Genomic DNA, 22,427 nt, shown 5'->3' on the forward strand with positions numbered 1-22,427 from the left:
TATTAAGCACAAACCCACTCATAAAGAGTGGCTTTGTTGTTTTTATATAAAGCTTAGTGGCACGAAATATAAAGCTATAGCGGCACGAACAAGATAGAAAAAAGGCGCTGAACATAATATTCAGCGCCTTTGCATTGTTCGTTAAGCAATCGTGATTACTTAATTTCCATACCTTGAGCTTGCAAGTCCGCATGGTAAGAAGAACGTACAAACGGGCCACACGCTGCGTGAGTAAAGCCTAGCTCTAGAGCAATCTCCTTCAGCTCATCGAACTCAGAAGGCGGCACGTAGCGTTCTACTGGTAAGTGGTGACGGCTTGGTGCTAGGTATTGGCCTAGTGTCAGCATAGTCACACCATGTTCACGAAGGTCTTTCAGTACTTGAACGATCTCTTCTTTTGTCTCACCAAGACCCATCATCACACCTGATTTTGTTGGGATATCAGGGTGCTGCTCTTTGAATTTCTTCAGTAGATCAAGAGACCACTTGTAATTCGCACCTGGACGCGCTTTACGGTATAGACGTGGCGCTGTCTCTAGGTTGTGGTTGAAAACATCTGGCGGGTTGTCTTTCATTAGATCAAGTGCAACGTCCATACGACCACGGAAGTCTGGAACCAGTGTTTCGATACGAATATTTGGGTTGAGTTCGCGAATCTCACGGTTACAGTCAGCAAAGTGCTGAGCACCGCCATCACGCAAGTCATCACGGTCAACTGAAGTGATTACAACGTACTTCAGTTTCATGTCTTGAATTGTTTTAGCTAGTTTCTTCGGCTCTTCAGCTTCAGGAGCAACAGGACGACCATGGGCAACATCACAGAACGGGCAGCGACGAGTACAGATAGCGCCAAGAATCATAAACGTTGCCGTACCGTGGTTGAAACACTCGGCTAGGTTAGGACAAGACGCTTCTTCACAAACTGAGTGCAGGTTGTTTTTGCGCATTGCTGATTTGATTTCTTGAATACGATGGCTGTCTGAAGGAAGTTTAATCTTCATCCATTCAGGCTTACGTAGAACTTCTTTCTGTTCAGCAGGCATATTCTTTACGGGAATTAATGCCATTTTGTCAGCGTCACGATATTTAACGCCTTTTTCCATTTGGATTGGTTTGCTCATGATTTTATGCTTCTGCTGTAATGTTACTGGTGGCTTGAATGTCTACTTGGTCATAGCCGAGTAGCTCTACGAGCTCTTGTATTAACTGTTGCTCAACGTTTTCTAGTTCACTTGGTCCGCCGAGTTGGCTTACCTGCGCCATTTCCATACCTTGGTAACCACATGGGTTAATACGTAGGAATGGAGACAGGTCCATATCGACGTTGAGTGCTAGCCCGTGGAACGAGCAGCCACGTCGAATACGTAATCCGAGTGAACAGATTTTCTTGCCATCGACATAAACACCAGGAGCGTCAGGTCGGGCAGCTGAATCTATATTGTAAGCTTTCAGAGTATTGATTACGAGGTTTTCGATATGAGTAACCAAATCACGTACTCCGAATTTCTTGCGGCGGATGTTAATCAGAAAGTAAGCCACTAATTGGCCTGGGCCGTGATAAGTCACTTGGCCACCGCGATCGCTTTGTATTACAGGGATATCACCAGCATTTAATACATGCTCAGCTTTGCCTGCTTGTCCTTGAGTGAAGACAGGGTTGTGTTCAACCAACCAAACTTGGTCTACGTCTTCTTCCGTGCGTTCGTCTGTGAACTTATGCATGGCTTTCCATACAGGTTCGTAATCCTGACGGCCTAATTTTTTTACGATTAGCTTATTTTGCAAAGCTGCACTCCCTCAAGGATTAATAAAGTGAACGCATTATAAACGCGAAACATGATTCTAACTACAGACGGACTGCAAGGTTTTTCAACTTTCTTTGTATTTATTGAAAATTAAGTTGAATGAATTTGAGCTAGATAGGGTGCTTTAAACAAAAACAGCGGCAATAAGCCGCTGTTTTTCATGTGTAATCGGAGATTACAGAACCATACGAACGATTTCGATCTCGCCCAGTTCTTTATAAAGAGTTTCTACTTGTTCAATTGAAGTCGCAGTAATATTGATAGAAACAGAGTGGTAGTTGCCTTTCGCACTCGGTTTTAGCGTTGGGCTGTAGTCACCAGGAGCATGACGCTGGATCACTTCTAGTACTAGCTCAGTCAGTTCTGGCTTAGCGTGGCCCATTACTTTGTAAGTGAATGAACAAGGGAACTCTAAGAGGTCTTTTAGTTTTGCATCAGAATTGATGTTCATGATTAACTCCAAAAGGCTAGACTCTCGCAAATTGGCGAAATGTCGATAAAAAGCGTGTTCGGTCAACAGACACGAGTAATAAGGCGGAATATTACGTGTAAATATCACCGAACTCAAGATCAACAAAAGCCGCACATGGCGGCTTTTGGTTCGCTAATGAGTAAATCATGAACTTACTCATTAGGTTAGCTATACAACAAGCTTGGGTTTTACCTAGAACAAACCTTTTGCTTGTTTAGAATAAACCCTTGAACAGAAGAACTAGGTAGTCCCATAGACGGCTGAATAGGCTGCCTTGGTCTACATCTTCAAGTGCTAGTAGTGGGTATTCAGCAACGTCTTCACCGTCTACTTGGTAGAATAGTTTACCAACTACATCGCCTTTGCTGATTGGCGCTTCTAGTTCTTTCTCAAGAACGAAGCTTGCCTTCAGGTTCTTAGCTTGACCACGAGGTAGCGTTACGAAAGTATCTTCGTCGACACCCAGTGCAACTGTGTCCTTGCTACCCATCCAGATCTTCTCTTCTACGAAGGTTTCACCGGCTGTGTGTGGTGCCACTGTTTCAAAGAAGCGGAAGCCGTAGCTAAGCAGTTTTTTGCTTTCTGTTTTACGAGCATTCGCATTCTTGGTGCCCATAACTACAGCCACTAGGCGCATTTTGCCTTCTGTCGCTGAGCTTACTAGGCTGTAACCTGCATTGCTTGTGTGGCCCGTTTTGATGCCATCAACGTTCATGCTCTTATCCCATAACAGACCGTTACGGTTGTATTGGGTGATGCCGTTGTATGTGAATTTCTTCTCTGAGTAGATACGGTACTCGTCTGGTACGTCGCGAATCAGCGCCTGACCAAGTAGCGCCATATCGTAAGGCGTTGAGTATAGGTTCGGGTTGTCTAGACCGTGCACGTTAGCAAAGTGCGTGTCTTTCATGCCGATAGAGCTTGCCCAAGCGTTCATTAGGTCAACGAATGCATCTTCAGAGCCAGCGATGTGTTCAGCCATAGCAACACATGCGTCGTTACCTGATTGAATGATGATACCGCGGTTTAATTCTTCAACTTTAACCGTAGTGCCCACTTCAACGAACATCTTAGATGAATCTGGGAAGTTTTTAGCCCAAGCATTTTCACTGATTACAACATCGTCGTTTAGGTTGATGTTGCCACGGTCGAGCTCTTGGCCGATCACGTAGCTCGTCATCATCTTGGTTAAACTTGCTGGAGAAAGCTGAGTATTCATCTCTTTCTCTGCTAGTACTTTGCCTGAATGGTAATCCATCAGAACAAAACCTTTAGCGGCGATTTGAGGTGCATCAGGAACAACAATAGGAGCGGCGAATGACGATGTAGCTATCGTTGCAGAAAGAGCAACAGAAGTAGCAAAAATCGATTTAACAAGTTTATTAGATTTAATCATTTTGAATGCAATTATTTGGTGAACTATTCATATATTAACAGAATCACTCTGTCACACCAGAGCGCTGATTACCAGAAGTAACTGTTAGATTAATTAGCGAGTTAGGGTGTGTTTTTTTATATAAGCTGACGGGTAACCCATTAGCTTAACTTGTTCTAATTTCTCTTGAGTCAGAGCATAGTCATGAAATGGCCCAATCATCAGACGGTATTTGTCATCATTTGGCTGCAAGAACGTTGCTACTTCTAGCTTTTCGGCTAGATCTTTCGCTAACTTTTCGGTCCTATCTTCATGTGGAGATGTTGCGACTTGAATAATAAATTGCGGTAAAGCAGCCTTTTTATTTGCGTCGGTTGGCATAGCCACAGTAATGACTTCAATCTCAACATTTGCCGTGCCGGTTCTCAACACATCGAGCTTGTAAGCTGCCGCATAACTAAGGTCAATGATTCGGCCTTCATGGAATGGGCCGCGGTCATTGATACGAACAATCGTCGTTTTGTTATTGTCGGTATTCGTCACTTTTACATAGCTTGGAATTGGCAATGTTTTGTGCGCCGCAGACATCGAATACATGTCATAGATCTCGCCGTTAGACGTTAAGTGACCATGAAATTTCTTACCGTACCAAGAGGCTTTGCCTTTCTCAGTAAACCCTTCGGTCTTCTTTACGATCTTGTAGTCTTCGCCACGTAAAGTGTAATCCGTGTTACCACCTAAACTATAAGGTTCATACTGAGGGTGAGCATCCTCGAGATGCTCTACTGAGATAGGTGCGTCTGGTGCAATATCTGAATCAATATCGTAGCGGCCTGTTGGCTGCTTTGAAGAACAACCATTGATTAAAATCGCTAGCCCTAAGATAGAGGCTATTTTTTTGATTGGCAGCTCATCAACCAAGGATGCTTTTTTTGGAAACGTTGTAATAGACATCGATTAGGTCGCCTTTGAGAATGCTTTTCTGTGTGTATGTATCGACATTAAAATACCAAAACCAGCCATGAGGGTAACCATTGAAGTACCGCCATAACTGACTAGAGGAAGAGGAACACCAACCACAGGTAGAATGCCACTTACCATGCCAATGTTTACAAAAATATAAACGAAGAAGCTCAGTACAATACTGCCGCCCATCATTCGACCGAATGCGGTTTGAGCTTGGCTCGCAAGCACTAAGCCACGTCCAATAATGAACAAGTAGATAGCAAGCAAGAACAATATACCAATCATGCCCCACTCTTCGGCAATGACCGCAAAAATGAAGTCGGTATGACGCTCTGGAATAAACTCTAGTTGAGATTGAGTGCCTTGCAGCCAACCTTTTCCTGAAATACCACCAGAGCCTATCGCAATCTTACTTTGAATGATGTGGTAACCCGCACCTAATGGATCTGATTCAGGATCAAAGAGGGTTCTAACACGCACTTTTTGATATTCACGCATCAAGAAGAACCATAGGATTGGGATAAATGCCCCTAATGCGATTGCCGCGCTAGCAATGATTTTCCAACTGATACCAGCCAGGAATATCACGAAGATACCAGATGCGGCGATAAGGATAGATGTACCTAGGTCAGGCTGCTTTGCGATTAGAATCGTCGGTACAAACACCATCACTAGCGATATCGCTAATGTTTGGAATGTTGGTGGAAGTGAGCGCTTACCGATAAATCGTGCCAGCATCAAAGGCACCGCGAGCTTTAATAGCTCTGACGGTTGGAATCGAACAAAGCCGAAGTTTAACCAACGCTGGGCGCCTTTAGAGGCTTCACCAAAGAACAACACGCCCAATAGCAAGATGACACCACCTACAAATAGCAGTGGTGCCAAGGTTTCATAAGTACGAGGTGAGATTTGCGCTAGGAAGATCATCACACCTAAAGACAGAGCCATGCGCATCGCCTGGCGGTCCATCATCGCAAGGCTTTGTCCGCTTGCGCTGTACATGATCAGCAGGGCAAAGCCCATTAAAACCAGAATGCCAAGCAAAAGCGGCAGGTCGATATGCAGCCTTTCGAATAGGGCTCTATTTCGTCCAGTTGAAGGATCAAGTTTCATTATTTAATTGGCTCACTTTGATAATCTTCTGCAAGGATAATATGGTCTAAAATCCTTCTTACTACTGGGCCGCCGTTAGAAGAACCGCCACCTGCGTTCTCTAGAACGATAGTCACGACGGCTTCAGGATCTTCAAAAGGCGCGTAACCCGTAAAGAGGGCGTGATCGCGTAAGTGCTCTGCGATTTCATCCGCGTTGTACTCTTCATCTTCTTTTAAGCCGAATACCTGTGCGGTACCCGATTTACCAGCGGTTTGGTAAGACATCTTCTGGAATGAACGTCTTGCCGTACCTTTCTTACCGTGGTTAGCCAGCCTCATACCTTCCTGAGCGATATCCCAATACTTCTTCTTAACCCCGGTTAGCGGTGGGTAAGTTTCAATGTCCGACATGATTTGTTCATCGAATGGACGACCGTTATCAATGGTTGAACGAAGTAGGTGAGGTGCGGTTACTTCACCTTCATTGACCAAAACTGATGTGGCTTTTGCAATCTGCATGGGTGTTGCAGTCCAGTAGCCTTGGCCAATACCAACTGGGATGGTGTCACCTTGGTACCAAGGCACACGGTGTCTTGCCATCTTCCAATCACGAGTTGGCATATTGGCTTTGCTTTCTTCATAAATATCGATGCCAGTATAATCACCAAAGCCGAACATCATCATCCATTTGGATATGCGATCAATGCCGAGATCATAAGCAATTTGGTAAAAGAAAGTATCCACTGACTCTTCAATCGCTTTCTCTATATCAACGACCCCGTGTCCCCAACGCAACCAGTCACGGAATGGTCTTGTTTTTGAATTAGGGATCTTCCAATAACCTGGGTCATTACGCGTTGTATTAGGTGTAATCACACCTTCTTGCAGAGCCGCAACAGCAATGAATGGCTTGATCGTCGATGCTGGTGGGTAAATACCTAGCGTTGCACGGTTAACCAAAGGGCGGTCTTTGTCTTGAAGCAGGGCGTTATAACCTTTAGACGAAATACCATGTACGAATGCATTTGGGTCGTAGCTTGGGCTAGATACCATGGCTAACACGCCATTGTCTTTCGGGTCGAGAACGATAGCTGAGCCACGGCGGCCATCCAGTAACTTATGTACGTATAGTTGTAGCTTGATATCCAAGTTGAGCACGATATCTTTACCCGGAACCGACGGTACAAATTTTAGAGTACGGATCACTCGTCCACGGCTGTTAACTTCGACTTCTTGATAGCCAGCGGTACCGTGAAGCATGTCTTCGTAGTAGCGCTCAATACCAAGTTTACCGATGTCGCGAGTGGCTTGGTAATTGGCGTCTTTCTCTTCGCGAACCAGGCGCTGCATATCACGGTCATTGATGCGCGATACGTAGCCAATCACGTGAGTTAACACATCACCATAAGGGTAGAAACGTTTTAGCGTACCTGTAACTTCAACGCCTGGGAACTTATGTTGATTTACAGAGAAGATCGCAACTTGTTCTTCGGTAAGCTGATTCAGAATAGGTACTGACTTGAAGCGTCGTGAATTGCGACGATCACGATCAAATAGTTCAATGCGCTCTGGCGGGATCTCGATTAATTCTTGTAGACGGACGAGCGTGTCATCCATATCTTTGATTTTTTCTGGTGTGATTTCTAGGTTGAAAACCGGGCGATTTTCGGCAAGAAGCACACCATTACGATCATAAATCAAACCACGGTTGGGGGCGATTGGAACGACCTTGATACGGTTATCGTTAGAGCGGGTTTTATAGTCTTGATATTGATTGACCTGAATGTTGTACAGATTAACAACCAACATCGATATCATGACTATGATCCCCGCAAACGCAACAAAAGCACGATTAGTAAATAGTCGTGCTTCTGCTTTGTAATCACGGATTTGGCTACGTTTACGTAACATTAACGCTTATTCTCGATGATAAGGGTGGTTAGCAGTGATGCTCCAAGCTCGATACAAGCTTTCAGCCATGATAACGCGTACTAATGGGTGAGGGAGAGTAAGCGCAGACAGAGACCAACTTTGGTCTGCAGCCGCTTTACATGCAGGTGCTAATCCTTCAGGCCCGCCGATAAGGATAGAAACGTCGCGTCCATCCAACTTCCAACTTTCCAATTGCTCTGCCAGTTGTGATGTGTCCCACTTTTTACCTGGGATATCAAGCGTGACAATGCGGTTGCCTTTTGGAACCGCTGCCAACATCGCTTCGCCTTCTTTTTGAAGAATGCGTGCAATATCCGCATTTTTACCGCGCTTTCCCGCAGTAATTTCAATGAGCTCTAATGGCATATCATGAGGGAAGCGGCGTTTATATTCTTTAAAGCCTTCTTCAACCCACTTTGGCATTTTTGTGCCAACTGCGATTAACTGGATCTTCAAAGCTTAGCCCCAAAGTTTTTCTAGTTGGTACAGTTCACGGTGTTCTTCTTGCATAACGTGAAGCATGCTTGTGCCCATATCTAGAACAACCCATTCACCTTCTTGCTGGCCGTCCATGCCTAGTGGCTGCATACCTGCTTTACGTATTTCATCAGCAACATGCTGTGCAATAGAAGCAACATGGCGCTTAGAGGTACCTGTACAAACAATCATGTAATCAGTAACGCTTGATTTGCCTTCTACATCGATAGTCACAATCGATTCTGCTTTCATGTCGTCGGCTTTGTCTGCAAGAAAATCTTTTAGTTCTTCACGTAACACGGGGTGTTCCTTTAATCTGAATTTAGCTTTTTAGGGGCTGTCGACCCTAGAATATACCACGCTTTTATGCGTGAAATGGTATTGAAGCTGAAGGGATACAAAACTCTACGCTTAACTGATGAATTAGTGGCCAAGGCGACTGCTCATATTGAGTTTTTGTCATCAATTCAGCTTGAGTGAGCAACGCGAACAAAGAGTGTAATTGAGAAATCGAAACTCTTGTTAGCGCGGCGTTATAAAGAGGCTTTTTAGATTGCCAGATACGGTGTTTTTCGAAGACCTGACCAATCGGCATCTGTTTCATTTGTTGCTGCATTTGTAATAGCAGAGCAAGCTCTCGTTGTATGCTACGTAATAAAATGACGGGTTCGACACCTTCAGCTTCTAGCTGACGCAGGATTCGTTGTGCTCGGTTACCTTTGCCTGCCAATAACGCATCACTCCAATGGAATGGAGTAAAATGGTTGTGTCGACTCAGCGATTCTTCTAAGCGTACTAACGTGAGTTTTCCATCTGGGTATTGGAGAGCCAGTTTTTCTAGGCTTTGGGTGAGAGCAAATAGATTACCCTCATGCCATTGCGCCAGCATTTGAATCGCTTCAGGGTCTGGCGTTAAACCGATTTGACGGCAACGCGCTTGGACAAACTGAGGTAACCGACTGACATCTGGCGTTAGGCAACTGACCCAGTGACCCTGATTCGAAAGAGCCTTAAACCACTTAGCGCTTTCTTGAGCTTTGGTGAGCTTAGTGCCCACCAAGATTAACAAGATATCACTGTGGATATGCTCGGAGATTGCGAGTAGCTCTTTCGCTATTGCGGCATTGACGCCTGACTCTGGCAGTTCAAGCTCGATGACCTGACGGCTAGAGAATAGGCTCAGTGCTTGAGTGCAGTCGTAGACTTGATTCCAGTCGAGACTGCTATCAATCGCAAAGCGGTGACGTTCTTCAAAGCCTTGCTGTTTTGCAGCCTTTTGAATCGCTTCTCGGCTCTCTTGCAACAGTAGCGGTTCGTTACCAAAAATTAGGTAAACATTACTCAACTGTTTAATAAGTTGCTCTGATAAGCGGTCAGCAAAAATACGCATCAAATAAACCTATTACTCAGCCGAATCGCTAAGTGTTGGTTGTTCTTCTGAAGCTGGTACGATCTCAACATTCTTGATGTTGTATTGCTTTTCGAGTTCTTTCACTTGAACGTGCTCTAGTGCATCTAGGTCCATGCTATCAGCTGCAATGTTCGCTTTTAGACGAGCCATCTGACGAAGGATTTGGCTTGTTGCCAACTTACGCATCTCATCTTCGATCATGTCTCGTTCAACCGACTTCGCAAGTGCAGTTAGCGGGTTATCTAGGTAACTACGGGTTACGCTGGTTGAGAACGTCTTTGAGCCTAGATCCGGGACAGTTACGCGGTATGAAGCGCGGAATGTCAGTTCTTTCTCTGCTGCACGAGTGTTTTGGTATAGAGACAGAGTTCGCTCACCTACGCTCTCACTAATAATATGCAGGTTAGGTGTATTCTCAGCCGGTAGCACAATTTCTACATCATTCATACGCAGTTGACCTTTCATCATACGTGTAAACGTACTGTATTGGTCGTAACTGGTTACGGAGATCTTGTTGAGTTCTTCTGGTACGGAGTAATCACCACGTAGGTGGAAACCACACGCACTTAATAGGCTGACGGTTAAAACAACAACAGTAACTTTCAATGAAGATAGTGAAATCAGGCGCATTATTTGATGGCTCTCATGAAGGTAGAATACTTATTTAAAGGCTTTAGTTCGTTTGAGTGGTTAGGCTCAAGTCTAAAGCGCTTAAATAAGTAGACAGGGCAATTAGCTACCCTGTCTACAGACTGCTTTTGATGAATTAAGTTCGTTAATTCTTTAGCAATTGCATTGTGCTAACGAAATTAGTTAGCAACGATGTTTAGAAGCTTACCTGGTACGAAGATAACTTTACGGATAGTTAAGCCATCTAGGAACTTCTTAGCGTTCTCATCGTTTAGACCAAGCTCACGAACTTGCTCTTCTGTTGCATCAGCAGCAACGGTTAGTTTCGCACGTAGCTTACCGTTGATCATAACAACGATAGTTTTCTCGTCTTCAACTAGCGCTTTCTCATCGAAAGTTGGCCATGTTGCTGAGTCTACGTTTGATTCACCAAGTGCAATCCACATTTCGTAAGAGATGTGTGGAGTCATTGGGTAAAGCATGCGTACTACCGCTTTTAGCGCTTCGTCAAGGATTGCACGGTCTTGTGCAGATTCTTGAGGTGCTTTCGCCAGCTTGTTCATCAGTTCCATGATTGCAGCGATTGCCGTGTTGAACGTTTGGCGACGGCCAATATCGTCCGTTACTTTCGCGATAGTTTTATGGATATCACGACGAAGTGCTTTTTGGTCGCCAGATAGCGCAGAAGCATCAACAGATTCAGCAGCACCCTTAGAAGAGTGAGCGTGAACCAATTTCCAAACACGTTTAAGGAAGCGGTTAGCCCCTTCAACGCCAGACTCTTGCCACTCAAGCGTCATGTCTGCAGGTGATGCAAACATCATGAATAGACGTACTGTATCAGCGCCGTACTTGTCTACCATCTCTTGTGGGTCGATACCGTTGTTCTTAGACTTAGACATTTTGATCATGCCTGAGTGTTCAACTTCACGACCTTGATCGTCGACTGCTTTTTCGATGCGACCTTTACCGTCACGTTCAACCGTTACGTCAGTCGGTGCAATCCACTCTTTGGTGCCTTTTTCGTTTTCGTGATAGAACGCGTCAGCCAGAACCATGCCTTGACATAGTAGTTGCTTGAACGGTTCATCAGACGTCACGTAGCCAGCATCACGTAGAAGCTTATGGAAGAAACGAGAGTAAAGCAGGTGCATACAAGCGTGCTCGATACCACCAACGTATTGGTCAACTGGTAGCCAGTAGTTTGCTTTCTCTGGATCTAGAATGTCGTCTGCTTGCGGTGAACAGTAACGTGCGTAGTACCAAGAAGACTCCATAAACGTATCGAACGTGTCAGTCTCACGTAGAGCGGGTTCGCCGTTGAATGTTGTTTCAGCCCAAGACTTGTCAGCCTTGATTGGGCTCGTTACGCCATCCATTACTACATCTTCAGGAAGAATGACTGGCAGTTGGTCTGCTGGTACTGGGTGAACTTCACCGTCTTCAGTGGTTACCATTGGGATTGGAGCGCCCCAGTAACGTTGACGAGATACACCCCAGTCACGTAGACGGAAGTTTACTGTCTTCTTACCTTTGCCTTCAGCTTCAAGCTTCGCAGCAATTGCATCGAATGCTTCTTGGAACGCAAGACCATCGAATTCACCAGAATCAAACAGTACACCTTTTTCAGTGTAAGCCGCTTCAGACACGTCTAGTTCAGAACCATCTTCAGGTTTGATTACTGGGATGATATCGATGCCGTACTTAGTTGCGAACTCGTAGTCACGTTGATCGTGAGCAGGAACCGCCATTACCGCACCTGTGCCGTAATCCATAAGTACGAAGTTTGCTACGTATACAGGAACAACACGACCGTTAAGAGGGTGGATAGCCGTTAGGCCAGTATCCATACCTTTCTTTTCCATCGTTGCGAGTTCAGCTTCAGCAACTTTAGTGTTACGACACTCTTCAACGAATGCAGCAAGCTCTGGGTTGTTCTTCGATGCTTTCTCTGCAAGAGGGTGACCTGCAGCGATACCAACGTAAGAAACACCCATTAGTGTATCTGGACGTGTTGTGTACACTTCTAATGGTGCTTCTTCGCCGTTAACAGCGAAAGATAGCTCAACACCTTCAGAGCGGCCGATCCAGTTGCGCTGCATGGTCTTAACCATTTCAGGCCAACCTTCAAGGTTGTCTAGATCGTCTAGTAGCTCTTGAGCGTACTCAGTGATTTTAATAAACCACTGTGGAATTTTCTTTTGCTCTACTGGAGTGTCACAACGCCAGCAACAACCGTCTTCTACTTGCTCATTTGCCAGTACTGTTTGGTCGTTTGGACACCAGTTCACTGAAGATGTCTTCTTGTAAACCAGGCCTTTTTCGTAAAGCTTAGTGAAGAACTCTTGTTCCCAACGGTAGTACTCTGGAGTACACGTTGCGAATTCACGGTTCCAGTCGTAACCAAAGCCTAGAAGCTTAAGCTGGTTCTTCATGTACTCAATGTTTTCGTAAGTCCATGGTGCAGGTGCTGTATTGTTTTTAACAGCGGCGTTTTCTGCAGGTAGGCCGAATGCATCCCAACCAATTGGCTGCATTACGTTTTTGCCTTGTAGACGTTGGAAACGAGATACCACATCACCGATGGTGTAGTTACGCACGTGACCCATGTGCAGTCGGCCACTTGGGTAAGGGAACATAGAAAGACAGTAGAATTTTTCTTTGTTTGGGTCTTCACTTACAACGAAAGTCTCGCTGTTATCCCAGTGTTGTTGAACCTTTTGTTCAATCTCTTGCGGGTTATATTGTTCTTGCATCGATGGTATCCGGTTATCTTGGAATTTGTGAGTTCGGTTAGAACAGAATCTTACAGATCGTCATAGAATACCTAAAGGAGCTGAGTACAACAATAGTTATACCCTTCATACTTGCAGTTGCCGCTTAGTAGATTGTGTAATTTTCACTGAATTTCGCAGGGCAACTATACTTAAGAGTATGAATTGCATTTGTTTGTAAGCGGGAGTGCATTGCAGCGCATCCGTTTGCTCACTAAAAGGTTGGTTATCTTAAGGAGGTTGTTATGCCGAAGAAAAAAGCGCTCTATGAAGAAGTCGTCGAAGAGGTGATTGAAACGCTGAAGCATAGCCCTGAAGAGCTCAACAACAAAATCGAAACGTCGGGCAAGTTTGCGAAAGCAGCTAATGATATGACTAAAGATGAGCTTTCATTGATCTCTGCCTACGTGAAGTCGGACTTAAAAGAGTTTTCCGAAAGCTATGAAGAGAGTAAAAGCGGTCCATTCTATTTGATGATTGCGGACTCTATTTGGCAAGGGCTGTTGGATATTACTGATCGTACTAAGGTGGAATGGGTTGAACTGTTCCAAGACTTAGAACACCAAGGCTTGTATCAAGCGGGTGAAGTCATTGGCTTGGGAACCTTAGTATGTGACGAGTGTGGTCACCAAACCGAATATAACCACCCAACCAATATCATTCCATGCATTAAATGTGGTTCTAAAGGGTTTAGTCGTAAAGCCCTTAAACCGTAAGCTTCTGAACCATAGCGTATCAACGCAAAACCACAGCAATGAAAAAGGGTTGACCCGATCAGTCAACCCTCAAATCACTTTTCGTCGAATCTAGCTTTTTGGCTTTCTAATTACCCAACCAATCACCAAGCTGAGCATCGCCCAGATATACAGTGGCCAAGTACCTACTGTGTGATAAGGCGTTTGACCATCCGTTGAAATGAGTTCAGCTTTTAACACTGCCGTTTCAAACTGAGGCACTTGCTTGATTATATTGCCTTTGTAATCAGTAACTGCCGTCACACCGTTGTTGGTCGAGCGAATAACCGGCTTACCAAGCTCCAGAGCACGCATCTGTGCAATTTCCATATGTTGCAGAGGGCCAATCGAACGACCAAACCACGCATCGTTAGAGAGCGTTAAAATAAAGTCAGTCTCGTCGGTTACGTTCTGTCTAACTTGATCATTAAAGATGATCTCATAACACAGTGCCGGCGCTAAGTGACGACCATTTGCCACTATGTTTGGTTGAACAAAGTCGCCACGGCTAAATGATGACATTGGCAAGTTAAAGAAAGGTGCTAATGGACGCAAGATATCTTCAAACGGCACAAACTCACCAAATGGTAACAGGTGGTGTTTATGGTAGCGTTCGTCTGGATCGTAGCTGTACTCACCGTATGGATTCACACCGAGAGAAAGAACACTGTTGTAGTATTTCTTATCTTCAGACTGATTCAGCACACCGGTAATGATCGAGCTGTTGTTCATCTTCGCTGCGCTATCCAAGTTACGTAGGAAAGATGGGATCTCAACTTCGAATGCTGGAATAGCCGCTTCAGGCCAGATGATGATATCCGCTCCCCAGTTTTCTCTGCTTAGGTCGGTGTACTTCATCATGGTTGGCCAGCGATGACTCGGTAGCCATTTACTGTCTTGATCGACGTTGCCTTGTATCAATACGACTGACGTGGTTTTTTCAGGGTTCGGCGTGACCCAATCGATGTTGCGAATACCAAAGCCTGCACTAAATACGACGGCGGGAATGAGAGCGATGCTCCAAGCCCGGTTAACAATCGCATAAGTGAATGCAGAGGCTGAAACAATGATCGCTAAAGTTACTAGCTCTACGCCGCCAATCGGTGCAAATGAACCCAATGGCGAATCGATTTGGCTGTAGCCTAACCAAAGCCAAGGGAAGCCCGTCATTACCCAGCCACGCAGCCAATCACAGACTAGCCAGAATGCAGGAGCTGCAAGGAAAAAGCGGCTTAGGTTATTGGCAGGGAAGAATTTATTCAAACCCCAGGTAAATAGCCCTGAATAAACGGCTAGGTAGCCAACAAGCAATGCCATCAAAAATAGGTTGGCTGCCAGTGGCATGCCGCCAAAACCATCAATGCTGACGTATACCCAGCTGATACCTGTGGTGAATTGACCTAAACCCCATGCGTAGCCAATCCAAAGCGCACTTTTAGGAGAGCGGTTGTGGATCAGTAACAGCAACAAAGCTGGGCTGAGAATAGCAAGAGGCCATATAGAGTATGGAGCGAATGAAAGGGTGGTTATAGCGCCAACAAAAACGGCCGCAAGCGGCCGTAATAGGCGATGAATAAAGGTATTAGTCATCTAATTTCTGTCATCTCTTTAGAGAGAAGTTGTTATTCTTCGATAGTCGGAAGAGGCTGTTCGTCAGGAATGGTTACCTGTAGCTGAATCACACGACGGTTATCTGCTGATGTTATTTTGAAATGGTAGTTTTCGATTTCTACAATTTCGCCACGAACCGGCAGGTGGCCGAGTGCTGTCATAACCATGCCGCCTACCGTATCCACTTCGTCGTCACTAAAGGCAGTGTTAAACGTATCGTTGAACTCTTCAATAGTGGTTAAAGCTTTTACAGAGAAGGTATGCTTACTCAGCTTACGAATATCTAGCTCTTCTTCATCGTCGAACTCGTCTTCAATTTCACCAACGATTTCTTCGAGGATATCTTCAATGGTTACCAGGCCAGAAACTCCACCAAACTCATCGACAACGATAGACATGTGGTAACGCTCTTCTTGGAACTCCTTAAGCAGGCGATCAACTCGCTTACTTTCAGGAACAACCACGACAGGGCGAATCACTTGTTCGATATCAAATGGAGCACTTTCTGAACCCAAATACTTAAGTAGGTCCTTCGCTAATAGAATGCCTTCAACATGGTCTTTATCTTCACTGATCACTGGGTAGCGAGAGTGTTGAGCATCAGTAATGAGCGCAATCAATGTATCTAGATCATCTGTGCGTTCAACTGTAACCATTTGAGAGCGAGGCAGCATGATATCGCGTACTCGCATCTCTGAAATTTCCATAACACCCTCGAGCATGTCGCGTGTGTCGTGGTCAATTAGGTCATTAATTTCTGAGTCGCGGATTACATCTACGAGCTCTTGGCGATCTTTTACTTCACCTTGAAATAGTTGGCCTAGGCGTTCAAAGAAGGACTTTCTACTCGGACCTTCAGATTTTTTACTTCCCTCAGAAGTGGGGGGGTTACCTTCGTTCATGATTTCTCAAAAAATAACGCTATCAGAAGTGTGATAGCACACGTTACAACTCAGATTCCTGTGAAAATCACAGGTTCGATGAGTTATTGTTTCTCTGCAACCTACTTTACTAGAATCAATTTACTTTTCTAGAATGTAAGGGTCTTCAAACCCCATAGATTGCATGATTTCTGTCTCGAGTGACTCCATCTCTTCAGCTTCATCATCTTCGATATGATCATAACCTAGCAGATGCAGACTGCCATGTACAACCATATGAGCCCAGTGTGCTAGCAGAGGCTTACTTTGCTCTTCTGCTTCTTTTTCGACAACTTGGCGGCAGATAATGAGGTCGCCCAGTAGATCTAACTCGATCCCTGGAGGAGCCTCGAATGGAAAAGACAACACGTTAGTTGGCTTATCTTTGCCACGATATTCATGATTGAGCTGGTGGCTTTCTTGTGTATCAACGATACGAACCGTCAACTCAGCGTTCTCTTGAAACTGAGGAATTGTCTTGTCCAACCAAAGCTGAATATCTTGCTCAGTTGGAAGACCTTGCTCATTTTCGACCGCTAATTGCAGGTCTAGTTCAATAGACATCTATTTATCACCTTGTTCTGCAATTACAGAGCTATTTTGTGTTGCTAATTGTGTCGTAACTACCTGCTGAGCCTCAAGAAGTTTGGCTTCACGCTCTTCACGTTTACGCTTTTCAAACTCTTTGCGCTCTTTCTGGTCTTTTGCTTCCCACTTCTCGTATGCGTTGACGATACGAGCAACTACAGGGTGACGAACGACGTCTTCAGACATGAAGAAGTTAAAGCTAATGTCGTCGACTTCATTGAGCACTTCAGTCGCATGGCGTAAGCCTGATTTTGCACCACGAGGTAAATCGATTTGCGTAATATCACCTGTGATCACAGCGCGTGAGTTAAAACCGATACGGGTTAAGAACATCTTCATCTGTTCTACCGTGGTGTTTTGGCTCTCATCAAGAATGATAAACGCATCATTCAATGTACGACCACGCATGTAAGCCAGTGGCGCAACTTCAATTACGTTACGTTCAATCAGCTTCTCAACTCGCTCAAAGCCAAGCATCTCAAACAGCGCATCGTAAAGTGGACGTAAATATGGGTCTACTTTTTGGCTTAAATCACCCGGTAGGAAACCAAGCTTCTCACCGGCTTCAACAGCAGGACGAGTCAGTAGGATTCGGCGAACCTCTTGGCGTTCAAGTGCATCAACTGCTGCAGCAACGGCTAAGTAGGTTTTACCTGTACCTGCTGGCCCAATACCAAAGGTGATGTCATGAGTCACCATGTTCATTAGGTACTGTGCTTGGTTTGGCGTTCGAGGTTTGATGACGCCTTTTTTAGTCTTAATGGTCACTTCTTTGCCGTAGTCAATTTCAGACTCGACGTGTTGCTCCAAAATGCCTGACTCGGTGATCGCCAGATGTATTTGCTCTGGTTCGATATCGATTATGTTGCCTTTAACTGGAGCCGTTTCAACATAGAGGTGTTTGATGATGTCTAAAGCTGCGGCTGTAGTGTGAGGCTTACCAACAATGGTGAAAAAGTTGCTACGGTAATTAATCTCAACGCCCAGACGACGCTCAAGATGCTTGATGTTGTCGTCAAATGGTCCGCATAAACTTGCCAAGCGCTTGTTGTCTGCTGGTTCTAGATTTATCTCTAAGGTAACGATTTTATTGCTCAAATTAGCCTCTCATTTTGTGCCACTCACTCTTAAATAAAACAAAGAGCAAAAAGCCCGATTTAGACCGGGCTTCTGATGGTGATATCCCTATTTCTAAGATGGTCACTTAGTTAGGTAATTTCAAGCTTTGTGTTTGCGCTTTGTGCTCAAACAGTTGTATTGCCTATGGCGTAAATGTCGCTACACCTAGCTCGTCTTCGCGTTTTGTGTTCGCCATCATTTGAGTCGGCGAGATCACGCTGCGAAGATCCATGTCTTTCTCAGTACGTACTATTTCACCACGGAGTGAGTTAGCAAATACTTCTGTGATTTTCACGTCTACGAACTGGCCGATAAGGTCAGCAGAACCTTCGAAGTTCACTACGCGGCTGTTTTCAGTACGGCCGCGAAGTTCCATTAGGTTCTTTCTTGATGGGCCTTCAACAAGGATACGTTGCTCTGTGCCTAACATTAGACGAGAGAAACGCATAGCTTGTGTGTTTACCGTTTGCTGCAGTTCGTACAGACGATCTTTCTTCTCTTGTGCTGGTACATCACATGGGTAATCTGCCGCTGGCGTACCTGGACGTGGAGAGAAAACAAAGCTGAAGCTCATATCGAAATCAACGTCTTTAATTAGCTTCATTGTATCTTGGAAGTCTTGCTTAGACTCACCAGGGAAACCAACAATAAAGTCAGAGCTGATTTGAATGTCAGGGCGAGCTTTACGCAGTTTACGGATAATAGATTTGTACTCGATAGCCGTATGTGGGCGCTTCATCATCGTAAGAATACGGTCACTACCACTTTGTACTGGTAGGTGAAGGAAGCTCACTAGCTCTGGTGTGTCTTTGTAAACTTCAATGATGTCGTCACCAAACTCAAGCGGGTGGCTTGTTGTGAAACGAATACGGTCGATACCGTCGATAGAAGCAACAAGACGAAGCAGTTCTGCGAATGAACAGATATCGCCTTCGTGTGTTGGACCGCGGTATGCGTTTACGTTTTGACCTAGCAGGTTAACTTCACGTACGCCTTGCTCTGCAAGTTGAGCAACTTCGAAAAGTACATCATCCATTGGACGGCTAACTTCTTCGCCACGTGTGTATGGTACAACGCAGTAAGTACAGTATTTAGAACAACCTTCCATGATAGAAACGAACGCCGTCGCGCCTTCAGCTTTTGGCTCTGGCAGGTTATCGAACTTTTCGATCTCTGGGAAAGAGATATCCATTACTGGCTTTTCGTTAGACAGTGATGATTTAATCATCTCTGGCAAACGGTGTAATGTTTGTGGGCCAAAGATAACGTCTACGTAAGGTGCACGTTGACGAATGTGATCACCTTCTTGAGTCGCTACACAGCCACCCACACCGATCACCACACCTTCTTTTTTATCTTTAAGCGTTTTCCAACGACCAAGCTGGTGGAATACTTTTTCTTGCGCTTTTTCGCGGATAGAACAAGTATTCAATAGTAGTACGTCTGCTTCCTCAGGTACTTCAGTTAGCTCATAGCCATTTGCAGCGTTAAGCAGGTCGGCCATTTTTGATGAATCATATTCATTCATCTGACAGCCCCAAGTTTTAATTAGCAGTTTCTTACTCATTATATGTTCGCTCGATCGTTAGTTTAATTTAAGGGAGCAAATCGCCCATTATTCATCCGCTAGCCCCGTTTGTCATAATTCGGTATTCAATTTTATGACAGGCTCTAGCGGCAAGCGGCGTATTGTACTGGTTTCAAAACCGACTGACTAGTAGTCTGAACAAATCTCTTATGTAGTGGTTTTTATTATCGTTAACGCCATATGCCATAAGGGATAACCCTTTTTTCGAATAAGGTTTTTGGTTACAAGTTAGTTATGAAAAAGTACAATCAAAAACAGTCAAAGAATCAAACTGATAAGTACGAAATATGAACAGTTACGATATTGTAGTAGTCGGTGGCGGCATGGTTGGCGCAGCAACAGCAATCGGTTTTGCAAAGCAAGGTCTGAGTGTTGCGGTGATCGAAGGTTTTGCCCCACAAGCATTTGATGAGTCGCAAGCGATGGATATTCGAGTGTCAGCGATTTCTCAGGCGTCAGTCGATTTACTTGACGATCTTGGTGCATGGCAGAACATAGCAGCAATGCGAGTTTGCTCTTACAAGCGCTTAGAGACTTGGGAACACCCAGAATGTCGTACTCGATTTGATGCTGCCTCACTAGACCTTCCTCGTTTGGGCTATATCGTTGAGAACAGACTCATTCAATTAGGTTTATGGTCTCAATTTGATGCCTACGACAATCTCGAACTGTTATGCCCAGAAAAGCTCGATGTGATTGAGTTTGGTGAAATCAATATCGTAAAGCTTCAATCAGGGGCTGAGTTGTCTGCGAAGTGGGTGGTTGGTGCTGATGGTGCGAATTCAGCCGTTCGCCAACAAGCTGGAATTGGCATCACGGCTTGGGATTATCGACAACACTGTATGCTTATCAATGTAGAAACAGAACAACCTCAGCAAGATATTACTTGGCAGCAATTTCTACCAAGTGGCCCTCGTTCATTTTTGCCTTTGTGTTCTCTAACCTCTGACGGTCAAGAAGTCGGGCTGGGCTCGTTAGTTTGGTATGATTCTCCACTGCGTATTAAGCAACTGTCAGCAATGGCCCCTGAAAAACTACGTAACGAAGTACTTACTCACTTTCCTAAAGAGTTAGGTGATATCAAAGTCTTGAATTCGGGTTCTTTTCCTCTGACACGACGTCATGCTCAATCATACTCGAAGAATAACTGTATTTTGGTCGGAGACTCTGCGCATACCATCAACCCTTTGGCTGGGCAGGGTGTTAACTTAGGCTTCAAAGATGTATCAGTACTGCTGGATGTCACCAAAGAAAAGGGTGAATTGAACCAGTCTGTAGCAAGACGCTACGAGGTGATGAGAAGAGGTGACAACCTAGTGATGCAAAGCGGTATGGATTTCTTCTATAAGACATTCAGCAACGACATTGGTCCACTTAAGTTTGTGCGTAATGCTGCACTCAAGCTAGCAGAGAACTCAGGGCCGATTAAAGCTCAAGTGTTGAAGTATGCCCTGGGCCTTTAATTGAGTATTACAGACACTTTATAAAGAGAAGGAGAGCGAATGCTCTCCTTTTTTGTATCAGATGACTACTATCGCTGTTGCGTCACACAAACCGGTGCGTCGATCTCTAAAGAGTATCCTGTATAAACCAAAGACCCATCCTCACTATTTCGTTTGAATGAGGTGATGCTATTGGAGTGTTGGTTTGCTGCGATAAGCCATCGTCCGCAGTCAGTAATATGAAAATCGCGAGGGAAGTTGCCTTCAGTATTATAGCTATCAATAAAAATAGGCATTTTCGTTGTAGGCTCGATTCTGAAGCAACTGATCCTTGATTGGTGTCGACATGACACATAAAGGAATTGCTCATCAGGCGATAGCTTAATCGCAGCTGCGGCTTCTCCCTTCTCCATATTAGGCAATGCATCAATCTCTTCCACTACATTCCAAATGCCTAAAACCTTTTCCAAAGTCAGCAACGTTTCAGAGAGTTCACAGACCACATAGGCTCTGTCTTCAGCTTTGTTAAAGATTAAATGGCGAGGTCCATTGCCGGCGGGCACCTTAATAGACTGCATTGGCTCATCAAGGAACTCTTCTTGCTCTTCATCAAAGCAATAGAAGTTGATGCGATCGGTGCCGAGATCGACAGTCACAAACTGTGGTGAGTTTTGTAAGAACAGGCATTGATGGGCGTGTGGGCTAGTTTGTCTCTCTTTGTTTGGCCCGGAACCAACCATCTGGATTGTTTTGAGTCGTTTATCGATGCTGCCGTTGATACTTAAGCTAAAAATATCGAATGTGCCTGATGAGTATTGCGACGTGATAGCAAACTTATTGTGTGGATCTATCGCGACGTGACAAGGGTGATCTCCCGAGATGAGGCTTGTATTGTGTGTTAGCTGTGAATCAACATTAGGTATATGAATGAGCTGGGGCTGTTTTTGCTGGTCCACTTCCGATGCAGTATAGATCCCAGTCTTTGTTACAGTAATAAAAGAGGGGTTAGTACATTTGATGATCAGCTCTAGAGGTAATAGTTTTCCTGTTTCTAGATCTAACTGAGTTTGATAAACACCTTGGCTTTTACTTGGTGTATCTGTGTAGCAACCGATCGTTAAGGGGAGGGGTTTCATAGGCTAGTCATACTCAATTAGAAAATGGAGCTGACATTGTCTTATAAAATCGTATTAAAAGTGAGGTTATAGAAGAGAATACTTGGTGACTTGGCTAGCAGATTTGCATATTCCAGATAAAACAAAACCCAGCTAAAAAGCTGGGTTCTATTTAATGATGGTGCGGTCGGAGAGACTTGAACTCTCACACCTCTCGGCGCCAGAACCTAAATCTGGTGCGTCTACCAATTCCGCCACGACCGCAGCAAATCTTTATAGTCATATCGAATATTGGTGCTTCAATAAGACGTTGTATAAGTGGTGGCTACTGCGGGATTTGAACCTGCGACCCCATCATTATGAGTGATGTGCTC

20 protein-coding genes and 1 tRNA gene are annotated in these 22,427 nt (G+C 44.7%); 2 read left to right on the forward strand and 19 right to left on the reverse strand.

The window, feature by feature from the left end:
- Nucleotides 1-155 precede the first annotated feature (155 nt).
- The 12 genes from lipA to leuS all read right to left on the reverse strand — a co-directional run bounded on the left by lipA (nt 156) and on the right by leuS (nt 12,918).
- Nucleotides 156-1,121 carry a lipoyl synthase gene (gene lipA, locus ACED41_RS12990; protein ID WP_017064177.1) on the reverse strand — a complete coding sequence of 322 codons (966 nt, stop codon included), beginning with the start codon at nt 1,119-1,121 and terminating at the stop codon, nt 156-158.
- 4 nt (nt 1,122-1,125) lie between these two features.
- Complete coding sequence (gene lipB / locus ACED41_RS12995) at nt 1,126-1,785, reverse strand: lipoyl(octanoyl) transferase LipB (RefSeq protein WP_004737632.1); 660 nt, start codon at nt 1,783-1,785, stop codon at nt 1,126-1,128.
- Between the two features lie 195 nt (nt 1,786-1,980).
- On the reverse strand, nt 1,981-2,259 hold the full coding sequence (ybeD, locus tag ACED41_RS13000; RefSeq protein WP_026084358.1) for a DUF493 family protein YbeD: 279 nt from the start codon (nt 2,257-2,259) through the stop codon (nt 1,981-1,983).
- Nucleotides 2,260-2,491: 232 nt separating this feature from the next.
- The gene (locus ACED41_RS13005) at nt 2,492-3,673 is read right to left on the reverse strand and encodes a serine hydrolase (RefSeq protein ID WP_017068508.1); all 1,182 of its coding nucleotides are present in this window, start codon (nt 3,671-3,673) and stop codon (nt 2,492-2,494) included.
- Between the two features lie 93 nt (nt 3,674-3,766).
- The gene (locus ACED41_RS13010; RefSeq protein WP_371725103.1) at nt 3,767-4,606 is read right to left on the reverse strand and encodes a septal ring lytic transglycosylase RlpA family protein; all 840 of its coding nucleotides are present in this window, start codon (nt 4,604-4,606) and stop codon (nt 3,767-3,769) included.
- A gap of 3 nt (nt 4,607-4,609) precedes the next feature.
- On the reverse strand, nt 4,610-5,731 hold the full coding sequence (gene rodA, locus ACED41_RS13015) for a rod shape-determining protein RodA (protein WP_017062334.1): 1,122 nt from the start codon (nt 5,729-5,731) through the stop codon (nt 4,610-4,612).
- Nucleotides 5,731-7,623 (reverse strand): penicillin-binding protein 2, encoded by a 1,893-nt coding sequence (gene mrdA, locus ACED41_RS13020; protein ID WP_017062333.1) that lies wholly within the window; start codon nt 7,621-7,623, stop codon nt 5,731-5,733. The genes rodA and mrdA overlap by 1 nt, the downstream gene beginning before the upstream one ends.
- Nucleotides 7,624-7,629: 6 nt before the next feature.
- On the reverse strand, nt 7,630-8,100 hold the full coding sequence (gene rlmH, locus ACED41_RS13025) for a 23S rRNA (pseudouridine(1915)-N(3))-methyltransferase RlmH (protein ID WP_065584443.1): 471 nt from the start codon (nt 8,098-8,100) through the stop codon (nt 7,630-7,632).
- Between the two features lie 3 nt (nt 8,101-8,103).
- The gene (rsfS, locus tag ACED41_RS13030) at nt 8,104-8,421 is read right to left on the reverse strand and encodes a ribosome silencing factor (protein WP_017067142.1); all 318 of its coding nucleotides are present in this window, start codon (nt 8,419-8,421) and stop codon (nt 8,104-8,106) included.
- A gap of 64 nt (nt 8,422-8,485) precedes the next feature.
- Complete coding sequence (gene holA, locus ACED41_RS13035) at nt 8,486-9,511, reverse strand: DNA polymerase III subunit delta (RefSeq protein ID WP_017068505.1); 1,026 nt, start codon at nt 9,509-9,511, stop codon at nt 8,486-8,488.
- A 12-nt stretch (nt 9,512-9,523) separates the two neighbouring features.
- Complete coding sequence (gene lptE, locus ACED41_RS13040) at nt 9,524-10,162, reverse strand: LPS assembly lipoprotein LptE (protein ID WP_102333779.1); 639 nt, start codon at nt 10,160-10,162, stop codon at nt 9,524-9,526.
- A 179-nt stretch (nt 10,163-10,341) separates the two neighbouring features.
- Nucleotides 10,342-12,918, reverse strand: coding sequence for a leucine--tRNA ligase (gene leuS / locus ACED41_RS13045; RefSeq protein ID WP_048614215.1), 2,577 nt, complete (start codon nt 12,916-12,918; stop codon nt 10,342-10,344).
- 263 nt (nt 12,919-13,181) lie between these two features.
- Here leuS and ACED41_RS13050 point away from each other — a divergent pair, with 263 nt between their 5' ends.
- Nucleotides 13,182-13,652, forward strand: a complete 471-nt coding sequence (locus tag ACED41_RS13050; RefSeq protein ID WP_017062329.1) for a zinc ribbon-containing protein — start codon at nt 13,182-13,184, stop codon at nt 13,650-13,652.
- A 90-nt stretch (nt 13,653-13,742) separates the two neighbouring features.
- On the opposite strand, the gene lnt is transcribed toward ACED41_RS13050, so the two are convergent.
- From lnt to miaB, 5 genes are all read right to left on the reverse strand, one after another.
- Entirely contained in the window at nt 13,743-15,260 is a 1,518-nt protein-coding gene (gene lnt, locus ACED41_RS13055) for an apolipoprotein N-acyltransferase (RefSeq protein WP_017064170.1), read from the reverse strand.
- Nucleotides 15,261-15,292: 32 nt separating this feature from the next.
- Nucleotides 15,293-16,183 carry a CNNM family magnesium/cobalt transport protein CorC gene (corC, locus tag ACED41_RS13060; RefSeq protein ID WP_012603382.1) on the reverse strand — a complete coding sequence of 297 codons (891 nt, stop codon included), beginning with the start codon at nt 16,181-16,183 and terminating at the stop codon, nt 15,293-15,295.
- 120 nt (nt 16,184-16,303) lie between these two features.
- Nucleotides 16,304-16,765: an rRNA maturation RNase YbeY gene (gene ybeY / locus ACED41_RS13065; RefSeq protein WP_012603383.1), complete on the reverse strand. Its 462-nt coding sequence runs from the start codon at nt 16,763-16,765 to the stop codon at nt 16,304-16,306.
- Nucleotides 16,766-17,887 carry a PhoH family protein gene (locus ACED41_RS13070; RefSeq protein WP_017064169.1) on the reverse strand — a complete coding sequence of 374 codons (1,122 nt, stop codon included), beginning with the start codon at nt 17,885-17,887 and terminating at the stop codon, nt 16,766-16,768.
- 163 nt (nt 17,888-18,050) lie between these two features.
- Nucleotides 18,051-19,475 (reverse strand): tRNA (N6-isopentenyl adenosine(37)-C2)-methylthiotransferase MiaB, encoded by a 1,425-nt coding sequence (gene miaB, locus ACED41_RS13075; RefSeq protein WP_017064168.1) that lies wholly within the window; start codon nt 19,473-19,475, stop codon nt 18,051-18,053.
- A 308-nt stretch (nt 19,476-19,783) separates the two neighbouring features.
- On the opposite strand from miaB, the gene ACED41_RS13080 reads away from it, so the two are divergent.
- On the forward strand, nt 19,784-20,959 hold the full coding sequence (locus ACED41_RS13080; RefSeq protein WP_371725104.1) for a 2-octaprenyl-3-methyl-6-methoxy-1,4-benzoquinol hydroxylase: 1,176 nt from the start codon (nt 19,784-19,786) through the stop codon (nt 20,957-20,959).
- Between the two features lie 68 nt (nt 20,960-21,027).
- On the opposite strand, the gene ACED41_RS13085 is transcribed toward ACED41_RS13080, so the two are convergent.
- Both ACED41_RS13085 and ACED41_RS13090 read right to left on the reverse strand, forming a co-directional pair.
- Nucleotides 21,028-22,074 (reverse strand): lactonase family protein, encoded by a 1,047-nt coding sequence (locus ACED41_RS13085; protein ID WP_371725105.1) that lies wholly within the window; start codon nt 22,072-22,074, stop codon nt 21,028-21,030.
- Between the two features lie 158 nt (nt 22,075-22,232).
- Nucleotides 22,233-22,317 (reverse strand) — tRNA-Leu (locus tag ACED41_RS13090).
- Nucleotides 22,318-22,427: the final 110 nt, after the last annotated feature.

The sequence above is a fragment of the Vibrio sp. 1F255 genome (genome assembly GCF_041439145.1).
GTDB classification, from domain to species: domain Bacteria; phylum Pseudomonadota; class Gammaproteobacteria; order Enterobacterales; family Vibrionaceae; genus Vibrio; species Vibrio crassostreae_C.